Annotated in this window: 27 protein-coding genes and 1 pseudogene; 16 read left to right on the top strand and 12 right to left on the bottom strand. The window is 62.1% G+C overall.

Going from position 1 to position 26730, the window contains the following annotated elements; all coding sequences use genetic code 11:
* Window positions 1-36: 36 nt before the first annotated feature.
* Window positions 37-633 carry a hypothetical protein gene (locus tag CYU59_RS09305; RefSeq protein WP_292988477.1) on the top strand — a complete coding sequence of 199 codons (597 nt, stop codon included), beginning with the start codon at window positions 37-39 and terminating at the stop codon, window positions 631-633.
* A 26-nt stretch (window positions 634-659) separates the two neighbouring features.
* Window positions 660-1592: pseudogene (locus CYU59_RS09300) on the top strand (universal stress protein).
* Here the strand turns inward: CYU59_RS09300 and CYU59_RS09295 are convergent.
* Together CYU59_RS09295 and CYU59_RS09290 are read right to left on the bottom strand one after the other, a co-directional pair.
* On the bottom strand, window positions 1567-2184 hold the full coding sequence (locus CYU59_RS09295) for a hypothetical protein (protein WP_292988475.1): 618 nt from the start codon (window positions 2182-2184) through the stop codon (window positions 1567-1569). The pseudogene CYU59_RS09300 and the gene CYU59_RS09295 sit on opposite strands and share 26 nt — an antisense overlap.
* A 111-nt stretch (window positions 2185-2295) precedes the next feature.
* Entirely contained in the window at window positions 2296-2766 is a 471-nt protein-coding gene (locus CYU59_RS09290; protein WP_292988473.1) for a hypothetical protein, read from the bottom strand.
* 207 nt (window positions 2767-2973) lie between these two features.
* Here CYU59_RS09290 and CYU59_RS09285 point away from each other — a divergent pair, with 207 nt between their 5' ends.
* Genes CYU59_RS09285 through CYU59_RS09275 form a run of 3 tightly spaced genes read left to right on the top strand, consistent with a single transcriptional unit; the run spans window position 2974 to window position 5402 of the window.
* Window positions 2974-3978, top strand: coding sequence for an NAD(P)H nitroreductase (locus tag CYU59_RS09285; RefSeq protein WP_292988471.1), 1005 nt, complete (start codon window positions 2974-2976; stop codon window positions 3976-3978).
* Window positions 3975-4829 (top strand): universal stress protein, encoded by an 855-nt coding sequence (locus tag CYU59_RS09280; RefSeq protein WP_292988469.1) that lies wholly within the window; start codon window positions 3975-3977, stop codon window positions 4827-4829. The genes CYU59_RS09285 and CYU59_RS09280 overlap by 4 nt, the downstream gene beginning before the upstream one ends.
* Window positions 4830-4844: 15 nt before the next feature.
* The gene (locus tag CYU59_RS09275) at window positions 4845-5402 is read left to right on the top strand and encodes a GNAT family N-acetyltransferase (protein WP_292988467.1); all 558 of its coding nucleotides are present in this window, start codon (window positions 4845-4847) and stop codon (window positions 5400-5402) included.
* Here the strand turns inward: CYU59_RS09275 and CYU59_RS09270 are convergent.
* From CYU59_RS09270 to CYU59_RS09255, 4 genes are all read right to left on the bottom strand, one after another.
* Window positions 5385-6380, bottom strand: coding sequence for an NAD(P)H nitroreductase (locus CYU59_RS09270; RefSeq protein ID WP_292988465.1), 996 nt, complete (start codon window positions 6378-6380; stop codon window positions 5385-5387). The genes CYU59_RS09275 and CYU59_RS09270 overlap by 18 nt on opposite strands.
* 101 nt (window positions 6381-6481) lie before the next feature.
* Window positions 6482-8200, bottom strand: a complete 1719-nt coding sequence (locus CYU59_RS09265) for a GAF domain-containing sensor histidine kinase (protein WP_292988463.1) — start codon at window positions 8198-8200, stop codon at window positions 6482-6484.
* Window positions 8201-8236: 36 nt separating this feature from the next.
* Window positions 8237-8884: a response regulator transcription factor gene (locus tag CYU59_RS09260; protein ID WP_292989024.1), complete on the bottom strand. Its 648-nt coding sequence runs from the start codon at window positions 8882-8884 to the stop codon at window positions 8237-8239.
* 72 nt (window positions 8885-8956) lie between these two features.
* The gene (locus CYU59_RS09255) at window positions 8957-9805 is read right to left on the bottom strand and encodes a universal stress protein (RefSeq protein WP_292989023.1); all 849 of its coding nucleotides are present in this window, start codon (window positions 9803-9805) and stop codon (window positions 8957-8959) included.
* Window positions 9806-10229: 424 nt separating this feature from the next.
* On the opposite strand from CYU59_RS09255, the gene fdxA reads away from it, so the two are divergent.
* Together fdxA and CYU59_RS09245 are read left to right on the top strand one after the other, a co-directional pair.
* The gene (gene fdxA / locus CYU59_RS09250) at window positions 10230-10577 is read left to right on the top strand and encodes a ferredoxin (protein WP_292988461.1); all 348 of its coding nucleotides are present in this window, start codon (window positions 10230-10232) and stop codon (window positions 10575-10577) included.
* A gap of 36 nt (window positions 10578-10613) precedes the next feature.
* On the top strand, window positions 10614-11477 hold the full coding sequence (locus tag CYU59_RS09245; RefSeq protein WP_292988459.1) for a universal stress protein: 864 nt from the start codon (window positions 10614-10616) through the stop codon (window positions 11475-11477).
* 36 nt (window positions 11478-11513) lie between these two features.
* Here the strand turns inward: CYU59_RS09245 and CYU59_RS09240 are convergent, their stop codons facing one another.
* Both CYU59_RS09240 and CYU59_RS09235 read right to left on the bottom strand, forming a co-directional pair.
* Complete coding sequence (locus tag CYU59_RS09240) at window positions 11514-11945, bottom strand: pyridoxamine 5'-phosphate oxidase family protein (RefSeq protein ID WP_292988457.1); 432 nt, start codon at window positions 11943-11945, stop codon at window positions 11514-11516.
* 111 nt (window positions 11946-12056) lie between these two features.
* Window positions 12057-13040 (bottom strand): NAD(P)H nitroreductase, encoded by a 984-nt coding sequence (locus CYU59_RS09235; protein ID WP_292988455.1) that lies wholly within the window; start codon window positions 13038-13040, stop codon window positions 12057-12059.
* A gap of 191 nt (window positions 13041-13231) precedes the next feature.
* On the opposite strand from CYU59_RS09235, the gene CYU59_RS09230 reads away from it, so the two are divergent.
* Together CYU59_RS09230 and CYU59_RS09225 are read left to right on the top strand one after the other, a co-directional pair.
* Entirely contained in the window at window positions 13232-14704 is a 1473-nt protein-coding gene (locus tag CYU59_RS09230) for a bifunctional aminoglycoside phosphotransferase/ATP-binding protein (protein WP_292988453.1), read from the top strand.
* A 34-nt stretch (window positions 14705-14738) separates the two neighbouring features.
* Window positions 14739-15668: a universal stress protein gene (locus CYU59_RS09225; RefSeq protein WP_292988451.1), complete on the top strand. Its 930-nt coding sequence runs from the start codon at window positions 14739-14741 to the stop codon at window positions 15666-15668.
* On the opposite strand, the gene CYU59_RS09220 is transcribed toward CYU59_RS09225, so the two are convergent.
* On the bottom strand, window positions 15665-16462 hold the full coding sequence (locus tag CYU59_RS09220; protein WP_292988449.1) for a universal stress protein: 798 nt from the start codon (window positions 16460-16462) through the stop codon (window positions 15665-15667). The two genes, CYU59_RS09225 and CYU59_RS09220, sit on opposite strands and share 4 nt — an antisense overlap.
* 297 nt (window positions 16463-16759) lie before the next feature.
* On the opposite strand from CYU59_RS09220, the gene CYU59_RS09215 reads away from it, so the two are divergent.
* From CYU59_RS09215 to CYU59_RS09200, 4 genes are all read left to right on the top strand, one after another.
* Window positions 16760-18472 (top strand): GAF domain-containing protein, encoded by a 1713-nt coding sequence (locus CYU59_RS09215; RefSeq protein WP_292988447.1) that lies wholly within the window; start codon window positions 16760-16762, stop codon window positions 18470-18472.
* A gap of 218 nt (window positions 18473-18690) precedes the next feature.
* The gene (locus CYU59_RS09210) at window positions 18691-19566 is read left to right on the top strand and encodes a universal stress protein (protein ID WP_292988445.1); all 876 of its coding nucleotides are present in this window, start codon (window positions 18691-18693) and stop codon (window positions 19564-19566) included.
* A gap of 72 nt (window positions 19567-19638) precedes the next feature.
* Window positions 19639-20526 (top strand): universal stress protein, encoded by an 888-nt coding sequence (locus CYU59_RS09205; RefSeq protein WP_292988443.1) that lies wholly within the window; start codon window positions 19639-19641, stop codon window positions 20524-20526.
* Between the two features lie 35 nt (window positions 20527-20561).
* Complete coding sequence (locus tag CYU59_RS09200; RefSeq protein WP_292988441.1) at window positions 20562-21398, top strand: universal stress protein; 837 nt, start codon at window positions 20562-20564, stop codon at window positions 21396-21398.
* A 410-nt stretch (window positions 21399-21808) separates the two neighbouring features.
* Here the strand turns inward: CYU59_RS09200 and CYU59_RS09195 are convergent, their stop codons facing one another.
* A complete protein-coding gene (locus CYU59_RS09195; protein WP_292988439.1) occupies window positions 21809-22645 on the bottom strand; it encodes an oxidoreductase in 837 nt (278 codons plus the stop codon).
* A 150-nt stretch (window positions 22646-22795) separates the two neighbouring features.
* On the opposite strand from CYU59_RS09195, the gene CYU59_RS09190 reads away from it, so the two are divergent.
* The 3 genes from CYU59_RS09190 (at window position 22796) to CYU59_RS09180 (ending at window position 24587) form a co-directional block, all read left to right on the top strand.
* The gene (locus CYU59_RS09190) at window positions 22796-23755 is read left to right on the top strand and encodes a helix-turn-helix transcriptional regulator (protein ID WP_292988437.1); all 960 of its coding nucleotides are present in this window, start codon (window positions 22796-22798) and stop codon (window positions 23753-23755) included.
* 142 nt (window positions 23756-23897) lie between these two features.
* Window positions 23898-24023 carry a hypothetical protein gene (locus tag CYU59_RS09185; protein ID WP_292988435.1) on the top strand — a complete coding sequence of 42 codons (126 nt, stop codon included), beginning with the start codon at window positions 23898-23900 and terminating at the stop codon, window positions 24021-24023.
* A gap of 201 nt (window positions 24024-24224) precedes the next feature.
* Window positions 24225-24587, top strand: a complete 363-nt coding sequence (locus CYU59_RS09180; RefSeq protein WP_292988433.1) for a hypothetical protein — start codon at window positions 24225-24227, stop codon at window positions 24585-24587.
* Between the two features lie 72 nt (window positions 24588-24659).
* Here CYU59_RS09180 and CYU59_RS09175 read toward each other — a convergent pair whose 3' ends face one another.
* Window positions 24660-25184, bottom strand: a complete 525-nt coding sequence (locus CYU59_RS09175) for an NAD(P)-binding domain-containing protein (RefSeq protein ID WP_292988431.1) — start codon at window positions 25182-25184, stop codon at window positions 24660-24662.
* A 68-nt stretch (window positions 25185-25252) separates the two neighbouring features.
* Window positions 25253-26716: an aldehyde dehydrogenase family protein gene (locus CYU59_RS09170; protein WP_292988429.1), complete on the bottom strand. Its 1464-nt coding sequence runs from the start codon at window positions 26714-26716 to the stop codon at window positions 25253-25255.
* Window positions 26717-26730 lie beyond the last annotated feature (14 nt).

The raw sequence follows: 26730 nt of genomic DNA, 5'->3' as shown, positions 1-26730 counted from the left end.
TCGGCAACATCGCAATTCGTCAGAGGTGGGATCACCGTGGACAGCTTCTTGATCCGGCCGGCCGCGTGGCCGGTGCTGCGTGTGTTCAGCCGAAATCCGCTCATGCGCGCAAGCGACCGCCTTGATGCGGCGGTCATGCCGTTGGCGGTCGTTCTGGTGGTTGTCGCGGCCGCGTTCGCGGGAGTAATCGGCACGCTGGCTCATGATGTCGAGTCGCGCCGGTATCAAGAAGAGGCCATAACCCGGCACGCGGTCACTGCCACGGTGATCGAGGACAGCACGCCGAGCCCCTCTGGCGACCAGGAGTCGTTCGACGTCGTTGTGCGGTGGCACGCCAACGGTGTCAAGCACACCGACTCCATGGTCTGGGACAGTCCGCTCAAAGCTGGTGCCTCGGTGCCAATTTGGATTGACCCGAGCGGAAATCATGTTGATGCGCCGACATCGCCGTCGCTAGCGGGTGCTAACGCAGTACTCGTTGCTGCTGTCTCCTGGTGGATCTTGTTTCTGATCATCGTGCTAACCGGAAGTGCCTTAAGAGGATATGCGGCACATCTGCGGGATCAACAGTGGGATCGCGACATTCAGTGTCTTGTCGATGATGAGGACGGGCGCACAAATCAGTCCTACTGATCAGCAGCTCTGCCTAGGAGGATCAGATGTTCTCTGCCAAAGGCCAACCCGGCATCGTGGTCGGCACCGACGGGTCGGCTGCGTCTCGGTACGCGGTCGATTGGGCGGCGCGTGAAGCTGCGATGCGCAACGTCCCTCTCATGCTGGTTCACATCGTCCAGCCGGTAGGGGCGACAGTGCCCTACCATTCGTCGCCGACGTTCTTGCGGTGGTTGTTAGAGCACGGACAGCGAGCACTGGACGACGGCGCCGACATCGCGCGTGCAGCGGGAGGCCGAGACATCGACCTCAACATGGACGTGCTGTTCTCGCCGGTGATTCCCACCCTGGTTGAACTGTCCGGAAAAGCGCAGACACTCGTTGTCGGTTCCCGAGGACACGGGCCCGTGGCGCGCGGACTTCTAGGCTCAGTGAGTTCCAGTGTGGTCCGTCAAGCGCACTGCCCCGTCGCGGTGATTCACGACGAGGATCCGCCGATGGCAGATCTAGCCCGCGCACCTGTCCTGGTAGGCATCGACGGTTCCGCCGTGTCGGATCTGGCGACAGGTATCGCTTTCGACGAAGCCTCACGGCGCGGTGTTGGTCTCACCGCGCTGCACGTATGGAGCGATGTCGAGGTGACCGATTTCCCCGCCGTGGATTGGCCGGCTTTAAAGCCGGCGGCGAAGCGCGTCCTCGCCGAGCGACTAGCGGGGTGGCAGGAGTAATTCCCCGACGTCGCAGTAAGGCGCGTGATCGAGCCGGATCAGCCGACCTTTCATCTCATGCGGGAGTCGCAGACGGCTCAGCTCGTCGTCGTGGGCAGCCATGGCCGCGGAGCACTCGCCGGAACGCTGCTGGGCTCGGTGAGCATGGCGCTGGTGCACTCGGCCCCCGTGCCAGTGATCGTGGCACGGCCCGCCGGTCGAAGCGGTGCACCCGACGCGGCCGGGACTACACGTCAGTCAACCGCCTGTTGATCAAATTCTGAGCCGCCTGCATGTGCCTGTTCGCCTCAGCGATCGACGAGAAGAATTCGCCGTCGTAGTTGATCTTCGAGCCGGCGAACTTTGCCAGGCAAAGATGCGCAGCCGAGTGAAAGTCCTCTGTCGCCGCCTGCAATTCAGCGGTGACGTGTGCATCAGGGCTGGGCAGGTCGCCCCGCAGCCCGACTGCCGCGGCGTCGTGCAGATGGTGACATGCAGCCACAAGCAGGCCCGGACGAAACTGCTGGAATACCTGGTCCACCTCGTCGGATGCGTTGTGCAGATCAGTGAAATCGTTCTGCGCCCCTGCCCACCAGCGTTGCAACGCAGAATTATCAGCAATTGGCGTATGGATCGCTTTGACCTCGTCCACGCGGCCAGTGAGAAGCAACACGGCTGTCGTAGAGGCCACCAGCAGTGCCAAGGCCGCAGCGGCAGCGAACCATTTACCCGTCCGCCGGGACTCGACAGCCGTCGGCCAAAAGCTCTGAGCTGCAGGAGGAATGGGCCGGCTGGTTGGCTGCCAAACGTACTCGTTGCGCGGTGCAACATATTCGTTGTGCGGTGCAACAGGAAAATTGACCATCGTAGTCTCCACTGGCTTCGTGTCATGAACTATTGGATTCGCCCCACGAACTGGATCTGCCCGAGCGACGAACGCCCGTAACGGGGCTCGTCGCTCGGGGCCCTGACACGGTCAGGCGGCGCGCCGGATATCGGAGGTTGACACCGCCACCTGTGATGACGGCCGAACCCGTTGCGGGATCCACCCGACGTAGGTCAGGTAGATGCCGACGAACACGTACACCGCAGCCCCGGTTTGCCACCATGCCACCGCATCGATCGCCGAGTCGGCAACTCCGAAGTAGCTGTGGGGAAAGGTCACCAGCATCAGGCCTTTGACGGCGACCATCCAACCCACGACCGACACCACGACCGCCGCCACGCCATGCCAGTACGAATGAAGGGCGATGGTCACCAGGCCGAGCAACAAAATGAAGGCGCCGGTCACCCAGGACCAGAGCGGATTGTCCTCGAAGAGCGCAAGCATGCTCTTCATCTCTGTGGGCCGCAGCGCAGCCGCGGCCGCGACCGCGATCAGGTACGGGCCGATCACCCGGGCAAACATCCGGGTGCGGTGCTGAAGTGGTTGGGAAGAATAACTCATTGCAGTGCCTCCGTATGCTGTTGCAACCATGTTGGTCGGAGACTCGTCGGTCCCCGGTTAGCATCCGACCACCCCGCGGGTAAACGGTCACAGAGTGGAAAGTCCCCGCTGTCAAAGACATTGGTCGGTAATTGCCGGACCGTCGAGCGCTCCATCAAGGACTAATGACCCTTTCCGCGTTGGCGACGACGACGCAGCATTGACGTCATGCGCAACGGCGAAGGTTCGAAGATGGCCGAGATCACGGCAACTGACGAAGTCATCGAGAATGCGATCGGTGCGGCGTGCCGGGCTCCGTCACTGCACAACAGCCAGCCTTGGCAATGGGTGCTCTGCCGCGGAGAAGTCCAGTTATTTCTCGACCCGAGCCGAGTCATGGCGACCGATCATTCCGCACGACAAGCTCTGATCGGATGCGGAGCAACCCTGGGTCACCTTCGGGTCGCGATGGCCGGCGTCGGATGGCTCTCGCACGTCGAGAGGTTTCCGAATCCTGCCAATTCCAACCACTTGGCGACGTTCACATTCAGCCCCCTCGCTTACGTGAGCGACCGCGATAAGCTTCGGGCTCAGGCAGTTTGGAAGCGTCGTACCGACCGGTTGCCTTTCAGCGCGGTGACCGAGTGGGATGCGTTCGAACCGATCGCAGTCAGCTGCGTCAACAGCGGAACCGTCCACCTCGAGGTGCTGCCGGAGCGGATCCGGCCACAGCTCATCAAGGCCGCCGAGCTCGCCGAATCGCTGCGGCTTTACAACACGGTGTATCACGACGAGCTATGTTGGTGGACAGCACCATTCGAAAATTCTGAGGGTATTCCCTACAGTGCGCTTGTCTCGGCAACCGAGGGTGATCGCGTCGGCATCGGTCGCGTGTTCCCTACCCACCGGAGACCTGAGCGGCGCCTGGAGATTCCCGAGGACCATGCCAAAATCCTCTTGATATCGACTGATAACTACGAGCCTGCAGACGCGCTGGCTTCCGGAGAGGTCTTGTCGTCTGTCCTCCTCGAATGCACGATGGCGGGCCTAGCGACCTGCCCGATTACGCACGTGACCGAGGTGGCCGTTGCGCGTGAGCTGATCCAGTCGTACATGAACCATGACGCGCTTCCCCAAATCCTGGTCCGCGTGGGTGTCGTACCGGCGACCGAGAAGACTCCCCCAGCCACGCCACGACGGAAGCTGTCCGAAGTTCTCAGGGTGCAGCAATGAAATCGTCGGTGCTTGGCAGTCCGAGGGGTCATCGGCCGCCTGTTGTCGTCGGAATCGACGGATCCCAGGCCGCCATTCAAGCCGCAGAGTGGGCCGTCGATGAAGCCGTCGACCGCGAAGTTCCGTTGCGACTGGTGTACGTCATCCCCAGGCAGGCGGAGCCCGCCCCCTTCGCCTCGGTCGGCAACGAACGGATGGAGCAGGAGTACGGCGAGACCGCGCTCAGGATTGCCGCCGCTGCAGTGGCCGCCGTTGGGAAAAACGCCAAAGTCGAAACGGCAATCCTGCACGGTGATCCCGTAACTGGGCTCGTCGAGGAATCTTGCAACTCCGCGATGCTCTGCGTGGGCTCGACAGGGATCGGACGTGTCGCGAAGCTAGTCGTTGGTTCCACCGCGGCGGAGGTCGCCCAAGCTGCGCCCTGCTCGGTCGCGATCATCCGCAGCCAGAGCACCCGGCACACGAAAGGTAAATCCCTGATCGCCGTCGCCGTTATGGACTGCACTGGCAACGATGTTGTCGTCGAGCAAGCCATGCTGGAGGCACAGCTCCGTCATGCGCCGTTGTTGGCGCTGGGCGTCTGGCGACGCGACCTCGCCGAGATGACCGCCGAGGAAATGGCCCGTCGAATGCAGTTGTGGGTCAACCGCTATCCCAACATCGAGTTGCACACAGCCCGAACTCACTGCGACATTGCCGACTTCCTTGCCGTGAGCGACAGACGCATTCAGCTCACCGTGCTGGGCGATAGCGACGTCAACCAGATCGCCCGGCTCGTCGGTCCGCACCGTCATCCGGTTCTTGGGAACGCTGAATGCTCGGTCCTCATCGTCCGTCCGTCATCCTGCTGACTCCAGCGAGCCATCATGTGGGGAACTGAAGCCAAGAAGAATATTTCGGAGCGGGCTTTCGCCGCAAAACTTGCCGATGGTGCCTGGGTTGTGATTCGGCACCTGAAACCGGCCGATGCTGAAGCCGTCCTCGCACTGCACGACGCTCTGAATCAGCGAGAACGTTACCTGCGCTTCTTCACGATGCAGCCGGTGCGATTGAGAGCTCTGGCCGGCCAGCTGACGAATGGTCGCGGCGATGACTTCGCGCTCGGTGCTTTCGAGTCCGGCACGCTGATCGGCGTCGCCAATTACGCGATGTGCGGTAAACCTGCGACGGCGGAAGTCGCTGTCGTCGTCTCGCACGGCGACCAGCGGCGCGGCGTGGGAACGCTCATGCTTCGGCGGCTCGCTCAAATAGCGCAGGCCAATGGAATTCAGCACCTGGTCGCAGATGTCCTGACCTGCAACCACCTGCTGTTCAGGGTGCTCCGCGATGCAGGTATGGAGGCGCGCCGGGTACGCACCGTCAACGGTGTCGTACACATGGACGTCGATCTGTCGGATGTTGCGAAATTATTGGACGAAGACTGATCCATCGATGTATCTCACGACGTCTCCGAGTGGGCGGCGTGGCGTCGCAGGCAGCGAGTCGGCATCGACCGGTGCCCAGCCGACCCGCAACAACATCTGCGGGTAGCCACCGTCGCCGAATACCTCGTTACGCACCAAGTTGCGTGTCTCGGCGATCTCCAAGGGTTCGGTGATCGGGCAGGTCGCCAGGCCGAGCGCCGTTGCGCTCAGTAACACCAGACTGGTGGCTTCCCCTGCCCGAAGCCACTGCACCAGGCCGTCGTGCCGGGTGCCGAGCGCTAGCACGATAGCGTTGTCCTTAATTGATTCTGCGTCAGGTGGTTTCGCGAGCGCCGGACCTGCAAATGCTCGTCGCGATACCCGGGCGCCCAGACCGACAGGAGGGGTATTGCGGGCCGGCACTCCAGCCACCGAGGCGTAGCGTCCACTCCAGGTCGTCAATTCGGCCAAATAGTCGACGTCAGAGGCGTGTCGCCGAGCCGCTTGCGCGACGATCTCCTGCAAGCCCGGCAACGATTCGACCTGTCGCAGCATCACCCCCGCCCGGGCGGCGCGCGCGCCCATCTGGGTGACGTAGCTGCCAGGGACATTCCAGGGGCTGTAGGGGCGCCGATCGGTGCGACGACGCGGGATCGCCGCAGCCAAGGTCACGTCTACTTCACTGGGCGCTTGCCGTCGAACCTCGATCGCCGCAAGGTGTTCAGAATCATTGACGTTCGGGCGGCGATGTACTTTCCCTTGCCATCCAAGTGCAGCCAGCGCGATCAGGCAGTGGTGCAACGATATTCCGCAGCTGACAATCAGGTCGCGCCCGTCGGGATCGGTATTCTGTAGATGCAGGCGGCGATTTGCGTAGAGGTGCAGGCTGTCCGAGCCCACTCGCCAGTGCCACGGTTGTGTGTTGTGGACCGACGGAGCTCGGGTCGCAAGGGATAAGACGGTGCGGACAGTTGCGTGATCCGGAAGGTGAGAGATCATACGGGCTACCGATTTCTGTACGGGATACTGACACCGAGCATGGTCCGAATCACCGGCCGGGCATAGAGTCGAAGGGCTCTGATCCGAGTGACGTTCCCGGTCTAGAACAGCGGTGCCGACCAGCGCAGCACCGTGCCCCCGGCTTCCGGAGTGTCAATAGTCAAAGAGCCGTTGGCTTTTTGAGCGCGGTAACGCATATCCATCAAGCCGCTGCGTTTCGTGCGTTCCGACATCCCGCGGCCGTCGTCCGCGACCTCGATGGACAGGGCGTCGTCGACCTTGACCGTAACGTGAAGCTGGCTGGCGTGTGCGTGGCGAGCAGCGCTGCTCACCGCCTCGCGCACAACGGCTTCAGCGTGACCCGCCAAGTCGGCACCGACCACCGACAGCGGCCCGATGAATTGCGTTGTGATCTCCAAGGTTTCATTTGAAAGTTGGGCGATCGTCTCATCGAGGCGCTGACGCAGCCGCGCCATTCCGATCGCCGGCCCGTGCAGGTCGAAGATCGTTGTCCGAATCTCCTCGATGACCGCTTGGAGGTCATCGACGTAGCCCGTCAGTCGTTGCTCGACATCCGGTGTCCGCGCCCGCGGGATCGTCGCCTGCAGCGCCAGACCAATGGCGAATAGTCGCTGGATGACATGGTCGTGTAGGTCTCGAGCGATGCGGTCACGGTCTGCGACGACGTCGAGCTCTCGGGCCGCGCGTTGCGAGGTTGCGAGTTGCCATGCAAGCGCCGACTGGTCGGCGAACGCGGCCAGCATTTCTTCTTGGTCAGGGCTGAACGGCGCAGCACCCGCAGGCCGCGCCGTGATGAGCACGCCGGCGACGCTGTCAGCGGTGCGCAAGGGCAGAATCAACGCAGGCCCGGTTTCGACATCCACTTCACCGATCAATAGCTTCAGCTGGTCCAACCGACGCGGAATTCGGTCCAGATAGGCATCACCGACCGGCGTCCCGTGAATCGCCACCGTCGGTGACTGGACGAAATCGGGCACACGCCCGGCCAGATCCGTCACAAGCAGATCGTCTGCGGGGAGCGACTCTGCGTCCGGTTTGATCGGCACCGCAACCAGACTCAGCTCAGCCCCAGACAGTTTGAGGGCCTCGTCTGCGACCAGCCGGAAGACGGTCGCCGGGTCGGTGCCGGCCAGCAGCTCGGTGGCAATATCACGAGTCGACTCGATCCACGCCTGCCGCGCCATCGACTGTTCGTAGAGACGGGCGTTCTGAATGGCTATTCCGGCGGCGGCGGCAAGCGCCTCGACCACTACCTCGTCGTCCTCACTGAACGGGTGACCGTTCGCCTTCTCAGTCAGATAAAGATTGCCGAACACCTCCTCGCGAATGCGGACGGGCACGCCCAGGAAAGTACGCATCGGCGGGTGATTGGGCGGAAATCCCACCGAGGCCGGGTGGTGCCCGATGTCGTCTAATCGGATCGGTCGGGGTTCGTCTATCAAGACTCCGAGAACACCGCGCCCCTCCGGTAAATGCCCGATACGCTCACGGGTCTCATCATCGATACCCTCGTGAATGAATGCCGCCAACTCGGCGCCGGATCCCCGGACGCCGAGCGCGCCGTAACGGGCGTCGACCAAGTTGATGGCGGTGTGCACGATCGTTCGCAATGTGGTGTCTAAATCCAGATCCGACGTAACCACTAGCATCGCCTCGATCAAGCCGTCGAGGCGATCTCGGCCATCGACGACCTGTGCGATACGTTCTTGTACTTCAGCGAGCAATTCGCGCAATCGTAGCTGCGACAACGTATCTCGCCGCGGGTGGGGCGCACCCGCTCGGTCAGTTGCTTCGGTCATGCCACCGCGGCGACATCGAGGTGGTCTCCTGGGTCGTCATCGTGGAGGCCGGTCGGTGGTCCCGAGTCTTGACGCGAACACCGCCGCTTGCGTGCGGCGCTCCATTCCCAGCTTGGCGAGCAAACGCGAGACGTAGTTTTTGACCGTCTTCTCAGCGAGAAACATGCGGGCGGCGATCTGCTTGTTGGTCAAACCCTCGCTGAGCAAGCTCAGTAAAGTGCGCTCCTGGTCGGTCAGGCCATCCAGTGGGTCGTTGCGCTTAGCGGCACCACGAAGTTTCGCCATCAACGCTGCCGCGGCTCGGTTGTCCAGCAGTGACTTACCCGCGCCGACGTCCTTGATTGCCTGCGCCAGTTCCATGCCCCTGATATCTTTGACGACGTAGCCGCTTGCGCCGGCCAGGATGGCATCCAGCATCGCCTCGTCGGAGGTGAACGACGTCAGCATCAGGCAACGCAGATCCTCGATGTCAGACAGCAGATCCCGGCACAATTCAATGCCGCTGCCGTCCGGTAGCCGAACGTCCAGGACGGCGACATCTGGGCGGGTAGCTGCTATCCGCGTCATCGCCTCCGCGACAGAACCGGCCTCACCAACGACGTCTAACTCCGGATCGGCACTGAGCAAATCGACGATCCCACGACGGACGACCTCGTGATCATCGACAAGAAAAACCTTCACCACCACAGCGGACCCTCCTTCAGCTCGTAGCCGCCATCAGTGTTTCGATCGGTACCAATCATGCTCGCTCTCGCTTCACAGGTGCAGACGATCGACGATTAACACCGTGCAGGCGGCACGCGCGAGGGCTGCGTTGCACACAGGTCCGACGACGTCTCGAACGTGGCCGGGACCGCGCGCGCTCACGATCAGCATCTGCAGCTCAGCCGCGTGGGTCCTGACGTAGTCGGCGAGGTCGCCATGCACGGGGACGGTTTCGACCGAAATCCCGGAATGTGCATGCCGCCAACGGGCTAGCCGGCGCTCGAGCTGCGCCCGTATCTGGCGATCGCCTTCTTTCGTGGTCTCGACATCCGAGTGCGGAGGTCTCCAGCACGTGATGACTCGAAGCGGTCCGGCGCGAAGTGCGGCCTCCCGGACGGCGGTATGCAGCAGAACACCGTCGTCCGGCGAATCGTCCGTAGCCACCATAATCAAATTGGCCGCAGCCGACGCCAGCGGCGCCGCTCCATGAACGACGGCGAGCGGGCAGTGCGCCGATCCGGCAATGGCCACGGCGGTGGAACCGATCAACCCATGGTGGTCCGGGTCTGATCCGACAGCACCGACGCACAACATTACGGCTCGACGCGAGAGACGAATCAGCATGCCAGCTGTTCCACCCGAGAGGATTTCGCTTTCAAGCTTCACTGGTTTGCCGGTGGTCTCGATGGCGCTGACAGCTTGGCGAATCGCGATCTCGCCCCTACTGCGCTTGGCGACGAGGCCCGCGAGATCGCTGCTCTCAGGCTCGAGGATGTGCACCAGCTTCAACGGGATGTCGCGACTGACGGCTTCGTCGACAGCCCACACGGCCGCGCGCCGGGCCGCGGCAGAGTTGTCCACTCCCACCACCACCGCAAGCCCCGGCTGGCTGCTGCACATCGGATCTCCAGCTCTATCACTAGGTCGTCGCGGACAGGGCCAAACTCCTCCGAGAAGGTTATCGGCCAAGCTCAGCGCAGGCAGGTGCCGAAAGTCCCTGTTTGGTATGCCTTCTGGCTCAGCTTTGCTGCCCCCCTTCGTGCGTGAGGCCATGGGTGACGCAAAAGATCGCACACCGATACCGCGATCAGGTACGACTGCAGCCGAGTAACCTGCCGCCGCTCGCCGAAGGAAGTGGCCACCTTGGTGCATCGCATAGTCGCCATCGTCCATCGCGCTGAGACCGGCCGTCAGAGCATTACGCCACCAGCCGTAGTGCTGGAAGCCTTCCTCGAGCGACAACCACGACGGAGGGCCGATAGTCCCGCCGAAAGTGGCCTTTGGGCGGCAGCTTTGAACCTGTGGCCGTGAATAGGCTCGCAGCATGACCTATGTGATCGGCAGTGCCTGCGTCGACGTCATGGACAAGTCCTGCGTGCAGGATTGCCCGGTCGATTGCATCTACGAGGGGGCTCGTTCGCTCTACATCAATCCGGTCGAGTGTGTGGATTGCGGTGCCTGCAAGTCGATTTGCCGCATGGACGCGATTTTCTACGAAACAGACCTCCCCGAGGACCAGCGGCAGTATCTCGTCGACAACGCGGCATTCTTCTTCACGACTCTGCCGCACCGTGACCACTCGCTGGGATCGCCTGGTGGCGCCTCGGCGCTTGGGCCAATCAAAACGGACACCCCGCTGGTCGCTTCACTGCCACGGAAAGCCGGTCCGTAAGCGGCTTGTCCAGCATCTGGAACGGAGGATCGGCAAATGTCGATGTCTGCAACAAAATTTGGAATATTGGTCGGCATCGACGGGTCTGCCCACTCGGACGCGGCCATCGGCTTCGCAACACGCGAAGCGGTGATGCGCGGTGTACCGCTCAGCTTGCTGCATATCGTCGAGCCGGCCCCGGAATGGGCTTCGCTTCCCGAGCAATCGAAGATCACGCGTGTACGGCAAGCCGACGCCCATCACATCGTTGAGAACGCCCGTAAGACGGCGCTGTCGTCCGTGGAAGCGACCACGGCGCTCGATCTACGCACCGAAGTCGTCTGCTCACCAGTGATTCCCATGATCATCGTTGCCACGACTGACGCCCAGATGGTCGTGCTGGGCAGCCGCGGAATGACGTCCCTGGGCCGGCTACTGCTGGGCTCCGTCAGCGATGGTGCCATTCACCATGCGCACTGTCCGGTCGCGATCGTTCACGGTGACACGAACCGAGCGGGCGAGGTGTTGGTCGGCGTCGATGGATCACCGGCATCCGACCGAGCTATCGCGTTGGCGTTCGAAGAGGCGTCGCGCCGCGGAACGGATCTCGTTGCCTTGCACGCTTGGAGCGACATTGCTGTGTTCCCGATCCTCGGCATGAACTGGCGCGATTACGAAACTCGAGGCGCCGAAGTCTTGGCCGAACGCCTGGCGGGTTACCAACAAGAATATCCCGACGTTAAAGTCCGACGACGTCTCGAGTGCGACAAGCCAGCCCGCTGGCTGATAGAGGAGTCTCAACATGCACAACTCGTCGTAGTCGGCAGCCGTGGTCGCGGTGGGTTTGCCGGGATGTTGTTGGGCTCAGTGAGTTCTGCGATAGCCCAATCCGCGTATGCGCCAACGATTATCGTTCGATGAGCTCGGAAAGTCGGACATCGGTGATGCGACTGAACATCACGCGAACGAGGAGTCGCAATCGGGTTCAGGGCCGAATCGAAAGCGTCGACCGGTGATAGAGACCGGCAACACCCGTACGTAATGCTGCTTCAACGTCGCAGTCCACGACAAAAGTTGTGTGCGTTCGGCCTGCTCCAGCTCCTCGCGAGTTCGCAGCATCCGGGCTGTGCCCCTGACGACGACACTCCATCCTTGGCTGACGTCATGGTCGTCCGCTTCGAAAAGAACTTGGTTGTTGACCGCGGCGCTCACCAATTTAGTACCCTCCGCGGTACGGAAAAGTATTGTGCGCCTTTGAACGACGAAGTTCACGGGAAAAATTTCGGGCCGGCCTGCGACGCTGGTGACCAGACGCCCTAATGCCGCGCTCGCGAGGAGATCCCAGCTTTCACTCGCCGACAGAACGGCAACGGATTCAGCGGTCGTCATGTCGACAACGTTAAGATTCCGCCGCATACGGCAAAAGCGCCAAAGGTCGTCAAGTATGGAAACCTTGGGCTCGTGATGCCTGCGTGCGTCAACTCGGACCCGGTGGGTCAATCAGCGACACTCGAGTATCTCATCGAGTGGCAGTCGAGGTGTCGCCGCCGGCAAGTTCTCCACCGGAGGTGCTGCGCCGACGCGAATCAGCACTTGCGGTTGGCGTCCTCGACCGATGAGACTTCTGATTATGTCCCGGCTTTCGGATAACTCGATGAGGTGGGTCAGCGTACAGGTCGCCAGACCAGCGACAGTGCATTCCAACAGCACACTAGACAGCGCCTCACCGCACTGCAGCACGTCTGCTCGACTGTCTTCTCGCGTGGACAGCACCAGAATGATCGACGCGTCCATTCCGAGTCCACGGCGCCGGTCCGAGTCGACGCCAGCGGGAAAGTCTCGTGCGATGTCGAGGCGGAGCGATTCGGACGATGACGGGATGACTTCTGGAGGTACTCCTTCTGATAGGACATATGGGGCAGTCCACCAACGTATTTCGGCTTGGTATCCCGGTTCTTGACTACGCAGGATCCTCGCCGAGAATGATGTCGAAGCAAGCTGCGGCCGGACTTCGTTCGACAACACGTCTAATTCGACCGCGCTGCTGTCGCAGATGGTTCTGCGCAGCTCAGGCTCGAATACTGTCCAAAAGCTAGGCGGCCACAGGGGAAGCCGGTCGGTGCGCCGTTCCAGGATCGCCTCGGCCCGCTTGTATTGGATTTCGTCGACGAACTCGATGGCATCGAAGTTGACTGTTGCGAGATGAGCACGGTTGCCGGGGTTGGGAAATCGGCAGACCTTCGTCCGCCAGCCGAACGCGGCCATCGCGACCCGAAGGTGATCGAGTGCGGCACCGCAGCTCAGGATCGCCTCTCGTCCGGAGCTGTCCGCAACGTACACGAGCCGTGACCGATCTACGAACAGCTCAAGCGAACCCGCGTCGTGGACCCAATGCCAGGGCTGGCTGTTATGTATCGACGGCGCGCGGCTCGCCAACTTCACCGCGTTCTTGATTACCCCCACATCCGGCGCCGTCTGCTGCATGACAGGTCCTTGGCTCGAGTTTCATCACCGACGCTAATGCGCCTGTCGCAGAGCACCTAGGGCCGTTGGTCCCGCGCCGATATCGTCGCCCATTCACGGGACTTTCGGCCCTTCAAGGCAATGACCTTCAACCCCGGTGGCGATGGCCTCCGGCGCTACGACAACTCCCGACGGCGGAACAGGATCAAGCCATGGAATTGGCCGTGAGAACGAAGACTCCTCGCGCTGAAGTCCGCGAGACGCACACCGGACTTGTCGTGCTGGTCGACGACAAGGCGTACAAAGCCAAGAAACACGTCGCGACCGATTTTCTGGATTTCAGTACTACCGAACGCCGCGAGCAAGTCTGCGCCCGCGAGGTGCTCCTCAACAGCCGTCTCGCCCCTGCGGCGTATTTGGGCGTCGCACACTTCAGCGCCCCTTTCGGTGATGCCGCCGAGCCTGTGATCGTTATGCGGCGCTACCCCGATTCGCGCCGCCTCGCCACAATGCTGAGAACGGGAAATCTCGCACAGGATGAACTCACGAAAATCGCAGAAGTGTTGGCGAGCTTTCACTATCGCGCCCACCGGTCAGCGGCGGTGGATGCCCAAGCGACGTCTGAGGCGATCCATGCCCGCTGGCGTGAGAATTTGGCGGAACTGCATCACATCGGCGAGCCGCTGACGCAGGCAGACATCCTCGACACCATCGATAGGGCGGCAAGCAAATATATCGGTGGTCGCTCGGCATTGTTTGCGGAGCGCATCGTCGATGGCCGCATCGTCGACGGACATGGCGACCTGATCGCCGACGACATATTCTGCATGGAGACCGGTCCAGTCCTCCTGGACTGCCTCGAGTTCGATGAGCGCCTCCGGTACGTCGATGGTCTGGACGACGCAGCATTCCTGGCTATGGATGTGGAATTTCTGGGGCGCCCGGACTTGGCTGGATATTTCCTCGACGCCTACAGCTACTCGGCAAACGATCATGCGCCGATGTCGCTGCGACACTTCTACATCGCTTATCGCGCGATCGTGCGGGCCAAGGTGGATTGCATGCGCTACGCCCAGGGCGATGCCCAGGCGACGGCCCATGCACCACGCCATCTCTCGCTGGCGCTCGATCATCTGCGCTCAGCCACGATCCGTCTCGTCCTCGTCGGGGGTGCACCGGGAACCGGCAAAACGACACTTTCGCGAGCACTCGCCGATCGGGTCGACGCCGAGGTGATCTCCACCGACGACGTTCGACGCGAACTACGGCGGGACGGTGCGATCGACGGACCGCCCGGCGTGCTCGATTCCGGCCTCTACGAACCCGAGAAGATCGACGCGGTTTATCGCGAAACACTCGAGCGCGCAAAGATATTACTGGCGCGTGGCCAGTCCGTGATCCTCGACGGAACCTGGAGAAATCCACGCCAGCGGCTTCGAGCCGAACAGCTGGCCTCCGGCACAAAGTCGGCGTTTCTCGAGATTGCCTGCTGGACATCCGTCGACACTGCCGTCGAACGCGTCACCAGCCGAAGCGGGAGAGGCACGTCCGAAGTAACCCCGCTAATCGCGAGAGAAATGGCTCTGCGCGACGACCGCTGGGACACCGCGCACCTCATCGACACTGCACAAGCCCTGACGGACTGTGCGGACACCGCTGAAAAGCTCTGGTACGACACCTGTTAACCCCTGCCATCAAAGCGACACAAAGGAGCGAAACGTGTCAGATTCGATCCGCAGTGGCATCGTCGTCGGAGTCGACGGATCGCCGGCCTCAGAGGCGGCTGCTTCGTGGGCAGCACGCGAAGCGGTACTCCGTCATATTCCACTGACTCTCGTGCATACGATCAATCTCATTGCCGGTTCCTGGCCTGAATCGCCCCATGTTGAGGAAGTCGCGATGTGGCAAGAAGATGCCGGACGCCGAATCCTCGACGATGCGTTGAAAATTGCCGTCGACAGCATGCAGGGCGGTCGCCCGATTCCCGTTGACTCTGAATTGGTCTGTGCCCGCACCGCGCCAACCCTCATAGATCTGTCCAGGAGTGCCGAATTCGTGGTGGTGGGCGACCGCGGGCGAGGAGCATTGGCCCGCAACGTACTTGGCTCGGTCAGTACGAATCTGGTGCGCCATGCGCACTGCCCAATCGCTGTCGTCAAAGACGCCGCGGCGCCAACATCCGACTCAGCATCACCCGTCTTACTAGGGGTGGACGGGTCTCCAGCTTCCGAGCTAGCGACTGCGATCGCCTTCGATGAAGCATCTCGGCGCAACGCGCCGTTGATCGCGATACACGCCTGGTCCGACCTCATCATGCAAGAAATGCCCGCATTGGACTGGTCAAGCTTCAAGGCCGAAGAACAACACTGCCTGGCAGAACGTTTAGCCGGCTGGCAGGAGCGCTACCCCGACGTGAATGTGCGCCGTGAAGTCGTGTGTGATCGACCGGCGCACGCCATTGTCGAGCGGTCGAAATCCGCTCAACTCGCTGTGATCGGCAGTCACGGGCGTGGTGCCGTGTCGCGGGCGCTGCTGGGTTCGGTGAGCAACGCCGTGCTGCAAGCGGTACAGATTCCGGTCATCATTGCGCATTCGGCGAACGACGAGATCCACACCCGTGCCACTCCGCGCATGGGCCAACGATGCTAAAGATGCTCGCTGCGAACAACTATCACCGAAAAGTCGTTGTACACAGCGGCCCTCGACTTGATCAGCTCCACCAGCCTCATGACGTCAGAGTGTTGACCGGCACCGAGAACGACCGACTTGACTGACCTTTCGTGCTCTTCAACATACTGCGGTAGCTGTTCGGCGTGCTGCACATGCAGATCGATATGCGGATAGCACTGCGACCAGCTGATCAGCAACTCGTCCGCCGCAGCAGTCGCCGCCGTTGTCATCAGCACATACAACGCGAGCCGACGCAGCTCCGCCTCCTCCATAGCCAACTGGAGGACGTCGTAGTCGATCGACGACGGATCCAGTACAGTGACGACCCGACCACCTCGCTGCCCTATAGCCGCTTCCGTCTCCGGGACGATAGCGACGGTGCAGCAAGCGAATTCAGCCATATGGCCCGCCAACGAATCGAACGGCCCGCGCGGATGTGCCTTCGGAGCGCCTACGCACAACAGCGCCGCGGCCCGCGACTGCTCGGTCAGGACAGCGCCGGGATCGCCACAGATGGTCTCCAGTTCCACCTTGATAGGCCGCTGCAATGCTTCCACCGCCTGGTACGCATCCCGCAACGCTGCGTCGGCCACGAGGTGCTGCGCACCGACGACCCTCTCGGTGACGGCCCTGGCGCAATCGATGACGCAGAGCAGCTTGAGGGCCACATCGTGTTCGAGCGCTTCGACGGCTCCCCACACCGCCGCCCGAAGAGCTGCCTTCGATCCGTCGATTCCGACGACTACCGGTTTCGCGTCGCGAACTGCAGTCATGCTGTCTCCCTGGATTTCCTACACATCGCAGACTGTCGTACGTCGTAGCGGCGAAGACAGACAACCTCGTCACCAGATACCCATCCGCTTTCACCCGTTGTTCTACGCCGATGCCGGCTGGGTGCTTAGGGCACAAGGGCACCCAGTTTGAGGGGCAGAAGTCGAGACTGAGCCGGTGCGGCCAGCGCGGTGCCACCACGCGATGGTGTCGGTCCGGCCGCAGAATAAATCGCTGCGCCAATCCATTCGAGGCGTAACATCCAGAGCAGCGACGGGGGCCGCGGAGGTTTCGCACCGGTGGTTGATGGCGAGTTTCATACGTCGCGCGCCGGCTGCGGCAAGCATGCCCCGGCCGCGCGAGATTCCCCAGGCATCGAGGCACTCCTCGCGGATCACGACCAGACGCAGCGACTGCTCCGCGGCATCGTCGAGGCCGGATCCGAGCACGACCTCGAGTCGACGTTGGGTCGCGTCATTGCTGCGGGTATCGCGATGACCGGTTGCCGCTACGGTGCGCTGGCAATGCGCGATTCGGCGGGCAAGCTGACTTCGTTCACGCATTCGATTACCGACCCCGGCTTAGCCGCGAGCATCGGCGCCGCGTCGACGGGCAAGGGCGTCCTTGGCGCCGTTTTCAACCGTGAAACACCAGTCCGTCTGAACAATGTCCGTTCGGACCCGCCGTCAAGCGGCTCTCCAGAGCGCTCCCCGCAAATGGGCGCTCTCTTGGGCGTGCCAATCAAGATTCGAGGCAACCTGTCCGGCGGCCTTTATTTGATCGATGACCGTCCGGATTGGAGCTTTACCGAAGCTGACGAGACCGCCGTACAGCTGTTCGCGTCTGCGGCGGCGATGGCGATCGACAACGCACAACTTTTCGAGCACAGCAAGCGGCGAGCCGACTGGCTGGCCGCCAGCCGTGGGATCATCACGGAGTTGCTTCTGGGCACCGGTTCAATGCATCGCCCACTGCAATTGATTGCCGAACAGGTCCGAGACTTGGCTGATGCCGAACAGGCGATCGTGCTTACCCCCTCGAGCGCCGAGCAACCCGCAGACGAGATCGACCGGCTGGTCGTATCTGCCGCCGTCGGTACGCACGCCGACGAAGTCGTCGGCCAAGAGGTCCCCGTCGACCGTTCGACGACCGGCCAGGTGTTTCGATCCGGGGCACCCCTGATCACCGAGTCTTTCCGTTATCCCATCCAAGCTTTTACCGATGCCGGCCAACGCTCCGCGATAGTGATGCCGCTGCGCTACGAGCGAACGGTGAAAGGGGTCATCGCCGTCGCTCGCGGGAGGGACCAAGCTCCCTTTGACGGCAGCTACCTCGATCTGGTGGGCGACTTCGCCAGCCAGGCTGCCCTCGCTCTGGCTCTCGCCACCAATAGTGAAAGTGCCCGAGAGTTGTCAATCCTGGCGGATCGCGAACGCATCGCACACGACCTCCATGACTACGTCATACAGCGACTGTTCGCCATCGGGTTAGACGTGCAGGGCACCATTGCCCGCGCACGTAATCCAGATCTGGTTGCCCGGCTCAACCGCACCATAGACGAGCTTCAGACCACCATCGAAGAAATCCGCGCCACGATTTTTCAGCTGCAATCAAATCCTGCGGGCGACCCTAGTTTGCAGCGACGACTTCAAGACGCGGTCGCTCACCTCACCGAAAACCGAGACATAGTCACCGCTTTGCGCATATCCGGTCCACTGACCGCCATCGAGCCTGCCTTAGCGCAAGAAGCCGAGGCCGTTGTTGTAGAAGCCGTCAGCAACGCCGTCAGGCATTCCGGCGCAACTCATTTGACTGTCGAGGCGACAGTCGCTGACGAGCTCAGCATCACCGTGGTAGACGACGGTTGCGGAATCCCCGCGGACAACCAGCGGCAGAGTGGACTCACGAATATGCGGCGACGGGCGGAACGGGTCGGCGGAGTCTGCCGAATTACATCACCGTCCACCGGTGGCACGACGGTGCGCTGGACCGCACCGATCACTGATCTCTAGCGAGCGATCGGCGCGCAGGACGCTCTGACCCGGAGACCCGATTGTGGTGCCGAGCCGACTCGCGCTTATGGCTGCTGACGCGAAAGGCCCAATGGGTCCTGCCATTAGGGACCAAGGCCTCCTGCCGGTGACCAGCGTCGGCTCTTAGTGTCGAAGTCTCAGAAGTGGCCTCGACAACTGCCCGGCACGCGCGGACACGAGCAGGAAGGGACGTTCAAATGACCGGCTCAGGAGGGCATCTCGGCATCGTTGTCGGTGTAGACGGATCAGGATATTCGAACGTCGCGGTTCGCTGGGCAGCGCGCGAGGCGGTCATGCGCAACGCGCGTCTCACGCTGGTGCATGTGATCTCGATGCCGCACCCGTTCTGGTTCGGATCAGAGCTGCGTGAACTCTACGAAGCAGATGCTCAGGGCATCCTCGAAGACGCCGTCACGGATGTTCATGACGCGGCGAAAGACCACGCGTCACTTGAATTAGATTGCCAGTCCTACTTCTCCCAGCCTGCATCGAAACTGCTCGACATGTCGAAGGACGCGGACTTGGTCGTCACCGGAGCCCGCGGACTCGGCACCGTGAGCCGCCTACTGCTGGGATCGGTCAGCACCGCGCTTATCCACCACGCCCGCTGTCCCGTAGCGGTCATTCACCAAGATGCCTCCTCAAGTTCGACAGCGACCACCGAGCCGGTGCTCCTGGGCACCGACGGATCGGCGGCATCCGAGTTGGCGACCGCCATCGCATTCCAGGAAGCGTCCATGCGCGGCGCGAATCTCGTAGTGATGCATGCCGCAAACGACGCAGATCTCGCGCAGCTTCGTAATACGAAATATACGGCAGGCCTCGCCGATGTCGGCGAAATGCTGACCGAGCGCCTATCCAAACATCAGCGCCACTATCCCGGCGTGCGAGTCCAGCAGGTCGTGGTGGACGACCGACCGACCACCCATCTGCTCGAACTTGCTGACAACGCACAACTCGTCGTTGTCGGTAGTCACGGTCGAGGCGGATTTGCCGGCATGGCACTCGGCTCCGTCAGCACCGCGGTCGCGCACGCATCCCAGACACCGGTGATTGTCGCCCGACACGAATGACCTGTTCGCGCGGCGGCATCGCTGTACGGCTCGTCGTCTCAATCGCGCAACAAACTTACGAAAGGACGTGAGATGAGCTCGCACAAAACGGATTACGGGATCATTGTGGGCGTCGACGGGTCGGTCGCTTCAGATGCTGCCGTGATCTGGGCAGCGCATGAGGCGGTTATGCGTGGCGTGCCTCTGACGTTGACGCATGTGGAGAATCCCGCAGCACCGACCTGGGCCCAAGCTCCACTTTTAGAACGATTGAAGGGCTGGCAGCAGACCGAGGGCCGCGACATGCTCGCGAGCGCCTTCAAGATGGCCTACGACACCGCCGCCGACGGTGCGCGGATACAGATCAACGGCGAATTGCTTTTCGCGGCTACGGTTCCCACACTGGTCGACATGTCGCGCCGCGCGGCCATGGTGGTAGTTGGCACCGACGGGCGGGGGGCCATGGCCCGCGGACTGCTCGGCTCCGTCAGCTCTGGCCTTGTTCGGCATGCGTACTGTCCGGTCGCGGTAGTACGTGACCAACAGGCAGCGTCATCTCAGCCCACGCAGAAGTCCGTCCTGGTGGGTATCGACTGCTCTCCGAGCTCAGAGCTGGCTATCAAAATCGCGTTCGAGGAGGCCTCCCTGCGCGGAGCGGCACTCATCGCGCTGCACGCGTGGACCGATCGCGAATTAGTCGAATTGCCCGGTATCGATTGGGCTGAGGTCGAGGCAGAAGAGCGGCGTGCCTTGGCGGAGGCGTTGGCGGGCTGGCAGGAACGCTATCCCGATGTCACAGTGGCTCAACGGTTGGTCGGCGATCGGCCGGCCCGAGCGCTTCTCGACGCATCGCACTCAACACAGCTCATTGTGGTCGGGACTCGCGGCCGAAATGTACTGGCGCGGGTGTTGGGGTCGGTGAGCAACGCCGTCGTACAGTCCGCCGAAGTACCGGTCATCGTGGCCCGTCCATCGCGTTGACGCGTCACCGACCCTCAAGAACCTCAGGAGTTACGATGTCCGAATCTTTCTCGACAAGACCGGTAGTGGTGGGGATCGACGGATCACACGGTGCGATACGGGCGGCGCGCTGGGCCGTCGGTGAAGTGGCCGGCACCGACACGCTCCTGCGACTCCTCTACTGTCCGGAGGTGGGAATCGGTCCAAATCGCCAGGCTTGTCATGAGTTTTCAGACGCGGCCGAGCAGGCGATTCATGCCACCCAAGCCGCTGTCGAAGCCCTGAGTCCATCGGTCAAGATCGAGGTCGACGTCGTCGAGGGCCTCGCGTTGCCCGCGCTGATCGATGCGGCGCAATCCGCACAACTGCTGTGCATCGGAAATGCTGAACCGGGAAACACCTACAGCAGCGGATTCGGCTCGACCGCAATGACATTGATGGAGCGTGCGAGCTGCCCGGTAGCGGTCGTTCGAAATGACTTCCCGGACAACAGATCGATCATCGCTCTCATCGACGGTTCAGCGAACGATGAAGCGGTGCTGGACTGGGGCTTCGCCGAGGCTGACCGGCGAGGGGCTCCGCTAATGCTGCTGACGGCTTACCGCACCGAGTTCGATCTACTCCAGAAAGACAACGTTCTTCGTGACCACGACGAGCGGATGGAAAAGGTCCTGGAAGGCTACGTCGCATCGCGAGCACCTCAATACCCCGGCGTCGAGCTCGAAACCCTCACCGCGTTCAGTACCTTCCTCAGGTATCTGCACCATCAAGCGGAGGAGACTCAGTTGGCCATTATCAGCGCACATAAGACCAGCGAGGTTGGCCAAATTGTCAACGCATGTGGCGCCGTCGCACTTAGCGGAAGTGACTTCTCGTTACTGGCAGTCCGTTGATTTCGAGGCGCACCGACTAACAGGGCGGCAGGAACTGCACCCCGCGTCTGATCTACGAGATTGCCCGAAACCATCTCGCCGACGTCGTCGGCACTCTGAGTGAGACTTGTAAGCAGGCCGATACCGTTGAGCGGTACAAGCGCGGCCTCACAATCGCTAAATCACCTACAGCAGTGCCGATCCCGGGAACTGACCGCGCCGCCTATCTGGAACAGAATGCGGGCGAGGCGAATATCATTCTGACAGAACCCGAGATCAACGAACTCGACGCAGTCGTAGTCATTGGAGAGCGCGAGATCGAGTTGGCCACAACTGGACCTACGGCGTGACGCCCGAGACGGGTCGGCGCCGACAATGGTTGAGGAACAACCCCGTCGGGGCTCCCGAACTCGGGCAGACCTGGTCCTGAATCAACTTGTGACGTCGGTGGATCGAGTCAACGCTTCGAATTGTTCACTGTTGCTGAGCAACTGGTCAGCACGGGTTTGGAACGCCTCGATCGCGTCGCTGCCGGCGCCCCAGCGCGCGGGCGGATCTGACAAATTGGCGATGTGGACAATGGCGGGACCGAACTTGGCGGGATCACCCAGTTGGGCGTGATTCATGCTGTCAAGCCACCGCCGTTGTTCCTCGGAGACCTGGTTGTAGTCGTCGATTTTGCGCTCGCCGTGGCCGACCGAGGTCGGGTCCAAGAAGTCGGTGCGGAACATGCCGGGGTGGACGACGGTGACCTTGATGCCGAACGGCGCTACCTCCTCGGCGAGGCCCTCAGACCAGCCGGCGACTGCCGATTTGGTAGCTCCATAAATGGTGGATCCGGCACCCCCAACGATTCCTGCAATCGAGGAGATGGTGATGATGTGACCGGACCGCCGTGCACGCAGGTGTGGTAGCACAGCACGGGTGACGTTGAAGACCCCGAAGACGTTGGTGGCAAATTGACGTTCTACCTGTTCTTCAGAGAGTTCCTCGAACATGCCGAGCTGACCGTAGCCCGCATTGTTCACCAGTACGTCGACGCGTCCGCAGCGGTCGACAGCCTCACTGACCGTGCGGTCGATGGAACGTTGGTCGGTGACGTCGAGCTGGGAAACCAGCAAACCGCCCTGAGCATCAGGTAGCGCGTCGGCGACCTGCTCTGGGTGGCGCGCTGTAGCCACAACCGTATCGCCAACACTCAGTGCGGCTTTGGCGATTTCGAGGCCGAAGCCCCGATTTGCTCCGGTGATCAACCAGACTTTGCTCATCTACATCTCCTGTGTTTGTCTCGGTGCGGTCTGTCTATCGGAGCACCTGCTGCGTGCCGGGCAGGCGCGATAGCGCGTACTTCGGTACCTAGCACTGCCGGTACTACTCATGCGCTACTGGCGCGGAAAGCCATCATGGACAATCGCGGTATGGAGGCGAATCTTCGCGATTTTCTGACTTCGCGGCGCGCGCGACTCAGCCCGGCTGATGCAGGACTCCCGGCTTCACCGACTCCACGCCGCCGCAGTGGGCTTCGTCGCGAAGAGGTGGCCGCTCTGGCGGGAGTCAGCGTGGACTATTACGCCAGGCTCGAACAAGGGCGCATCGGCCGTGTCTCTGACCAGGTACTCGTTGCGATCGAGAACGCCCTGCGCCTCGACGCTCTAGAGCGGGCGCACCTGCGCGCTCTCGTCGACGTCACGACCAAAAAAGCTCGACGCCGGCCTGCCGAACGCTTGATCGTGCGAGGGGGACTCGCCGATCTCGTCGACCGCTTGGACCCGATGCCGGCGATGATTCAAAGCAGACGTATGGATGTGCTTGCCATCAACCGCGCTTGCAAGGTCCTTCTGGCGGACTTCGACGAAATGCCGGGGAAGGAACGGAACATCGCCCGATGGCTTTTTCTCGACCCCGTTGCACGCGTGCGTTACCCCGACTGGGACCAGGTCGCTCGCACGACCGTAGCTGCCCTGCGCGGCGCCCATGACCCTCGATTTCAAGATCCAGAACTGGAACGCCTAGTCGGGGAGCTCACGGTGGCCTCCTCGGACTTCGCGAAATGGTGGGCGGATTACGGTCTGGCGAAACACACTTCCGGCGACAAGCGCATCTTCCACGAAGCTGTAGGGGTGCTGGATCTGCAGTACCAGAATTTTTGTGTCCCGGATGCCGATGGGCAGACGCTGACGGTGTACACCGCGCCGCGAGGATCCGCCGCCGATGAAAAGCTGCGTCTACTGCTGAGCTGGGATGCCACCCAAACGCCGGACGAGTGGTCCGTAAATAGAGACGCACCGGAGGATCGCGCCTCATTAAGCTCGACCAAGATCCGCCCATCCGTGGCGTTCCAGGACCCGGTGGATCGCCTCGACGAGCGAACTACGTAGCCCGTGGCTAATCCACTTCCGAGCTAGCTGCACCCGAGGCCACCGTAAAAATGATGACTCGACGCGTGCCCTGCCGGCCGATGTCCGGAATTGACAGCAATAGGTCATTGCGGTCGTCCTGGTTGCTGGCCATGCTGAGACCGTGAACGCAGTGCCCGCCCATCTCGTCGCCGTCACCGTCTTTGCCGGGGGGTTGCACTGGACACCGCTGGAGGATCCGCATGCCGTGGGAGTCGGTCTGGCGACCTGGCTCCGGAGACTGCGTTAGCGCGACACTGAACGACCGCGACCAACCGATGCGGCTGCTGTTGTCCGTCCTGCCCATCCGCGCCAACCAAGCCATTAGTGAAAGCCACTACACCGCAACGAAACCGAGGACGGCGCAACGATGAAGAGCCCTATAGCAAACCCGCAGGATTTTGGCGCTCTGGATCCTTTTTTTCGGATAATCGAGCAGGGGTTACACGGGTTGGTCGATGCCGGACACTTCTTCGATCTGATGGCCGAAGACGTCATGACCGAGTATGTGATCACCGTGCCGGGATACCCGTCACGTGTCGAGGGCCGGCAAGCGCTCGCCGAACTGTATCGCCCGTATGGGACCTCGATCCGTCTAGAACGCTGCTTTGACCTCGCCGTGTACCGAGACATCGAAAAAGTGGTCGCGATACTCGAATACGCGGCAGAAGGCCGCACGGTCGATGGGAATCGCCTCTACACCAACAGATTCGTATCAGTGATCACCCTGCGTAACCGTGAGATTGTGCACTGGCGCGACTACCTCAACCCCGTCGCGGTCTTCGACGCACTCGGGTGGCCAGACGGTAAATGATGTGCTGCTCGTCATCGAAATCGTCGCCGCCCGGCTCGTCGACCGCGTCGCGCTTGTCCAATGGCACCTGCTCTACGAATGGGCCGAACACACCAGCTGGACGCAGGGCAGCGTACGGGTCGCGTCGATGGTGTCGGCGAATGTTTCGAATGCGGGCGTGCATTGGGTGATCACCTGTTCGTCGCCGCCAGTCATCACAAGAAGTTTACCTTCGGCCGCAGCGGGTCCTCCGCTGCTGACGCGTGCGTCGATGACCGTGATGCCCCGTTGTTCCGCGCGTGCGGCTAGTTCGCGGCAGAGGGCCGGATTGACGGTGCTGTGGATAGCCAGGGTCGTGCTTGGCTGCATGCCCGCGAGAACACCGTGGTATCCGTGGACTACTTGCCCGACGCCGGCATCATCGACGACGCAGATACACACGAGGTCGCTAACGGAGGCGAGAGCTCCTGGGGTTTCCGCAATGTCGGCGGCGGTGTCGGCGAACGCGGCGGTTGTTTCTGCTCTGCGGGCCCACACGGTCAGCGGGAAGCCTGCGTCGACGATGCGGCGAGCCATGGGCGCGCCTTGGCTGCCGAGATCAACGAAGCCAACCCGCACGATCGATACCTCGTGTGGCTCAATGCCCGCCGTGAGCGCGGCCGCGAATTGTGTTGGAAGACTGGATTTCAGTTCATGCCGATGCGGATGTTTTTGGTTTGCAGAAATTCGTGGAGTCCTTCGATGCCGCCGGTGCGGCCAAACCCGCTCTGCTTGTAGCCGCCGTAGGGTCCTTGCGGCTCGATGTCGCTGTGTCTGTTGACCCATATCGAGCCGGCCTGCAGACTGCGGGCGACGCGGTGGGCGCGCTGCAGGTTGGTGGTCTGGATGAAGGCGTTGAGTCCGTAGCGGGTGTCGTTGGCGAGGTTGATGGCCTCGGCCTCGTCTGTGAAGGGCATGACGGCGGTGACGGGTCCGAAGGTTTCGTTTTGGGCCAGCGCTGAGCGGTTGTCGACGTTGCCGAAGATGGTGGGTTCGATGTAGAAACCATCGACGAGCTCACCGCCGAGACGCTTTCCGCCGGTGATCAGTTCGCCCGCGTGTTCGCTGAGCGTGGCGTCAATGACGCGCAGGATGCGGTCGGCGGCGTCTTGGCTGACGACGGGTCCGAACATGACGTCAGGCTGCAGCGGGTCACCGATCTTGGCGGCGCGTACGGCGGCGACGAATTTGTCCATGAACGCGTCATAGACCGAGGCGTGCACAAGAATCCTGGACGCACAGGCGCAGCTTTGGCCGGCCTGCACGATCGGCCCCTGGTAGGCGGCAATGGTGGCGGATATATCGAGGTCGGCGTCGTCGAAGACGAGGAAGGCCGACTTGCCACCGAGCTCCGCGACGACCGGTGTGAGATTGATGGCCGCGGCCTGCAGCACTTTCTGCGCGGTCGACCGCCCGCCGGTGAAGTGGATCTTTCCGATCCGTGGGTGTCTGACTAACGCTTGCCCGCCTTCGGGGCCCGCGGGCAGCACATTCACCAGCCCGGGCGGCAGCCCTGCTTCCAGGCAGAGTTCGCCGAACCGTAGAGGCCCCAACGCGGCCAGTTCGGAGGGTTTGAGGATGACGGCGTTGCCGGCGGCCAGGGCCGGAGCGACGGCGGCGCCGATGACTACCAGCGGCCCGTTCCAGGGCGCGATGACTGCCACGACGCCGTAGGGTTCGCGCTCGACGATGTTGACGTCGAAAGCGCCGCTGACTGGTGTGTTGCTGCCGTGGGCTTTGTCGGCGTAACCGGCGTAGTAGCGCAGGAATTGTTCGGTCAGCACTGAGTGGCCGGCCATCGAGATCGGCGTACCGAAGTCGTGCACGTTGAGTTCGGTGAGCTCAGCGAAGTGATCGCGCACCGCGTCAGCGAGATTCATCAATAGATCGCGGCGGCGGTCGACGTGGTAGTACGTCCACTGGCGGTGGGCGTCCCAGGCGCTGTCGACGGCGGCGTCGATTTCGCGATCGCCGGCCATCGGGATGCTCGCGTTGCACCGCCCATTGCCGGGGTAGATGTGCTGGTGGGTTCCGCCGGAGGACACGCTGATGTGTTCTCCGCCGATAAGTAACGCGCCCGATCGCAGCGGCGTTGATGGGCTCGTCGTCATCGTGAATGTCCTTG

The organism is Mycobacterium sp. (assembly GCF_002863225.1).
GTDB lineage: Bacteria > Actinomycetota > Actinomycetes > Mycobacteriales > Mycobacteriaceae > Mycobacterium.
The sequence above is the reverse complement of the archived record's forward strand: the minus strand, read 5'-3'. Positions and strand labels throughout refer to the sequence as shown.

Coding starts and splice junctions, on each gene's coding strand:
- CYU59_RS09295 (WP_292988475.1), bottom strand. CDS start 2,184: ATGGTCAATTTTCCTGTTGCACCGCACAACGAATATGTTGCACCGCGC.
- CYU59_RS09290 (WP_292988473.1), bottom strand. CDS start 2,766: ATGAGTTATTCTTCCCAACCACTTCAGCACCGCACCCGGATGTTTGCC.
- CYU59_RS09285 (WP_292988471.1), top strand. CDS start 2,974: ATGCGCAACGGCGAAGGTTCGAAGATGGCCGAGATCACGGCAACTGAC.
- CYU59_RS09280 (WP_292988469.1), top strand. CDS start 3,975: ATGAAATCGTCGGTGCTTGGCAGTCCGAGGGGTCATCGGCCGCCTGTT.
- CYU59_RS09275 (WP_292988467.1), top strand. CDS start 4,845: ATGTGGGGAACTGAAGCCAAGAAGAATATTTCGGAGCGGGCTTTCGCC.
- CYU59_RS09270 (WP_292988465.1), bottom strand. CDS start 6,380: ATGATCTCTCACCTTCCGGATCACGCAACTGTCCGCACCGTCTTATCC.
- CYU59_RS09265 (WP_292988463.1), bottom strand. CDS start 8,200: ATGACCGAAGCAACTGACCGAGCGGGTGCGCCCCACCCGCGGCGAGAT.
- CYU59_RS09255 (WP_292989023.1), bottom strand. CDS start 9,805: ATGTGCAGCAGCCAGCCGGGGCTTGCGGTGGTGGTGGGAGTGGACAAC.
- fdxA (WP_292988461.1), top strand. CDS start 10,230: ATGACCTATGTGATCGGCAGTGCCTGCGTCGACGTCATGGACAAGTCC.
- CYU59_RS09245 (WP_292988459.1), top strand. CDS start 10,614: ATGTCGATGTCTGCAACAAAATTTGGAATATTGGTCGGCATCGACGGG.
- CYU59_RS09240 (WP_292988457.1), bottom strand. CDS start 11,945: ATGACGACCGCTGAATCCGTTGCCGTTCTGTCGGCGAGTGAAAGCTGG.
- CYU59_RS09235 (WP_292988455.1), bottom strand. CDS start 13,040: ATGCAGCAGACGGCGCCGGATGTGGGGGTAATCAAGAACGCGGTGAAG.
- CYU59_RS09230 (WP_292988453.1), top strand. CDS start 13,232: ATGGAATTGGCCGTGAGAACGAAGACTCCTCGCGCTGAAGTCCGCGAG.
- CYU59_RS09220 (WP_292988449.1), bottom strand. CDS start 16,462: ATGACTGCAGTTCGCGACGCGAAACCGGTAGTCGTCGGAATCGACGGA.
- CYU59_RS09210 (WP_292988445.1), top strand. CDS start 18,691: ATGACCGGCTCAGGAGGGCATCTCGGCATCGTTGTCGGTGTAGACGGA.
- CYU59_RS09205 (WP_292988443.1), top strand. CDS start 19,639: ATGAGCTCGCACAAAACGGATTACGGGATCATTGTGGGCGTCGACGGG.
- CYU59_RS09200 (WP_292988441.1), top strand. CDS start 20,562: ATGTCCGAATCTTTCTCGACAAGACCGGTAGTGGTGGGGATCGACGGA.
- CYU59_RS09195 (WP_292988439.1), bottom strand. CDS start 22,645: ATGAGCAAAGTCTGGTTGATCACCGGAGCAAATCGGGGCTTCGGCCTC.
- CYU59_RS09190 (WP_292988437.1), top strand. CDS start 22,796: ATGGAGGCGAATCTTCGCGATTTTCTGACTTCGCGGCGCGCGCGACTC.
- CYU59_RS09170 (WP_292988429.1), bottom strand. CDS start 26,716: ATGACGACGAGCCCATCAACGCCGCTGCGATCGGGCGCGTTACTTATC.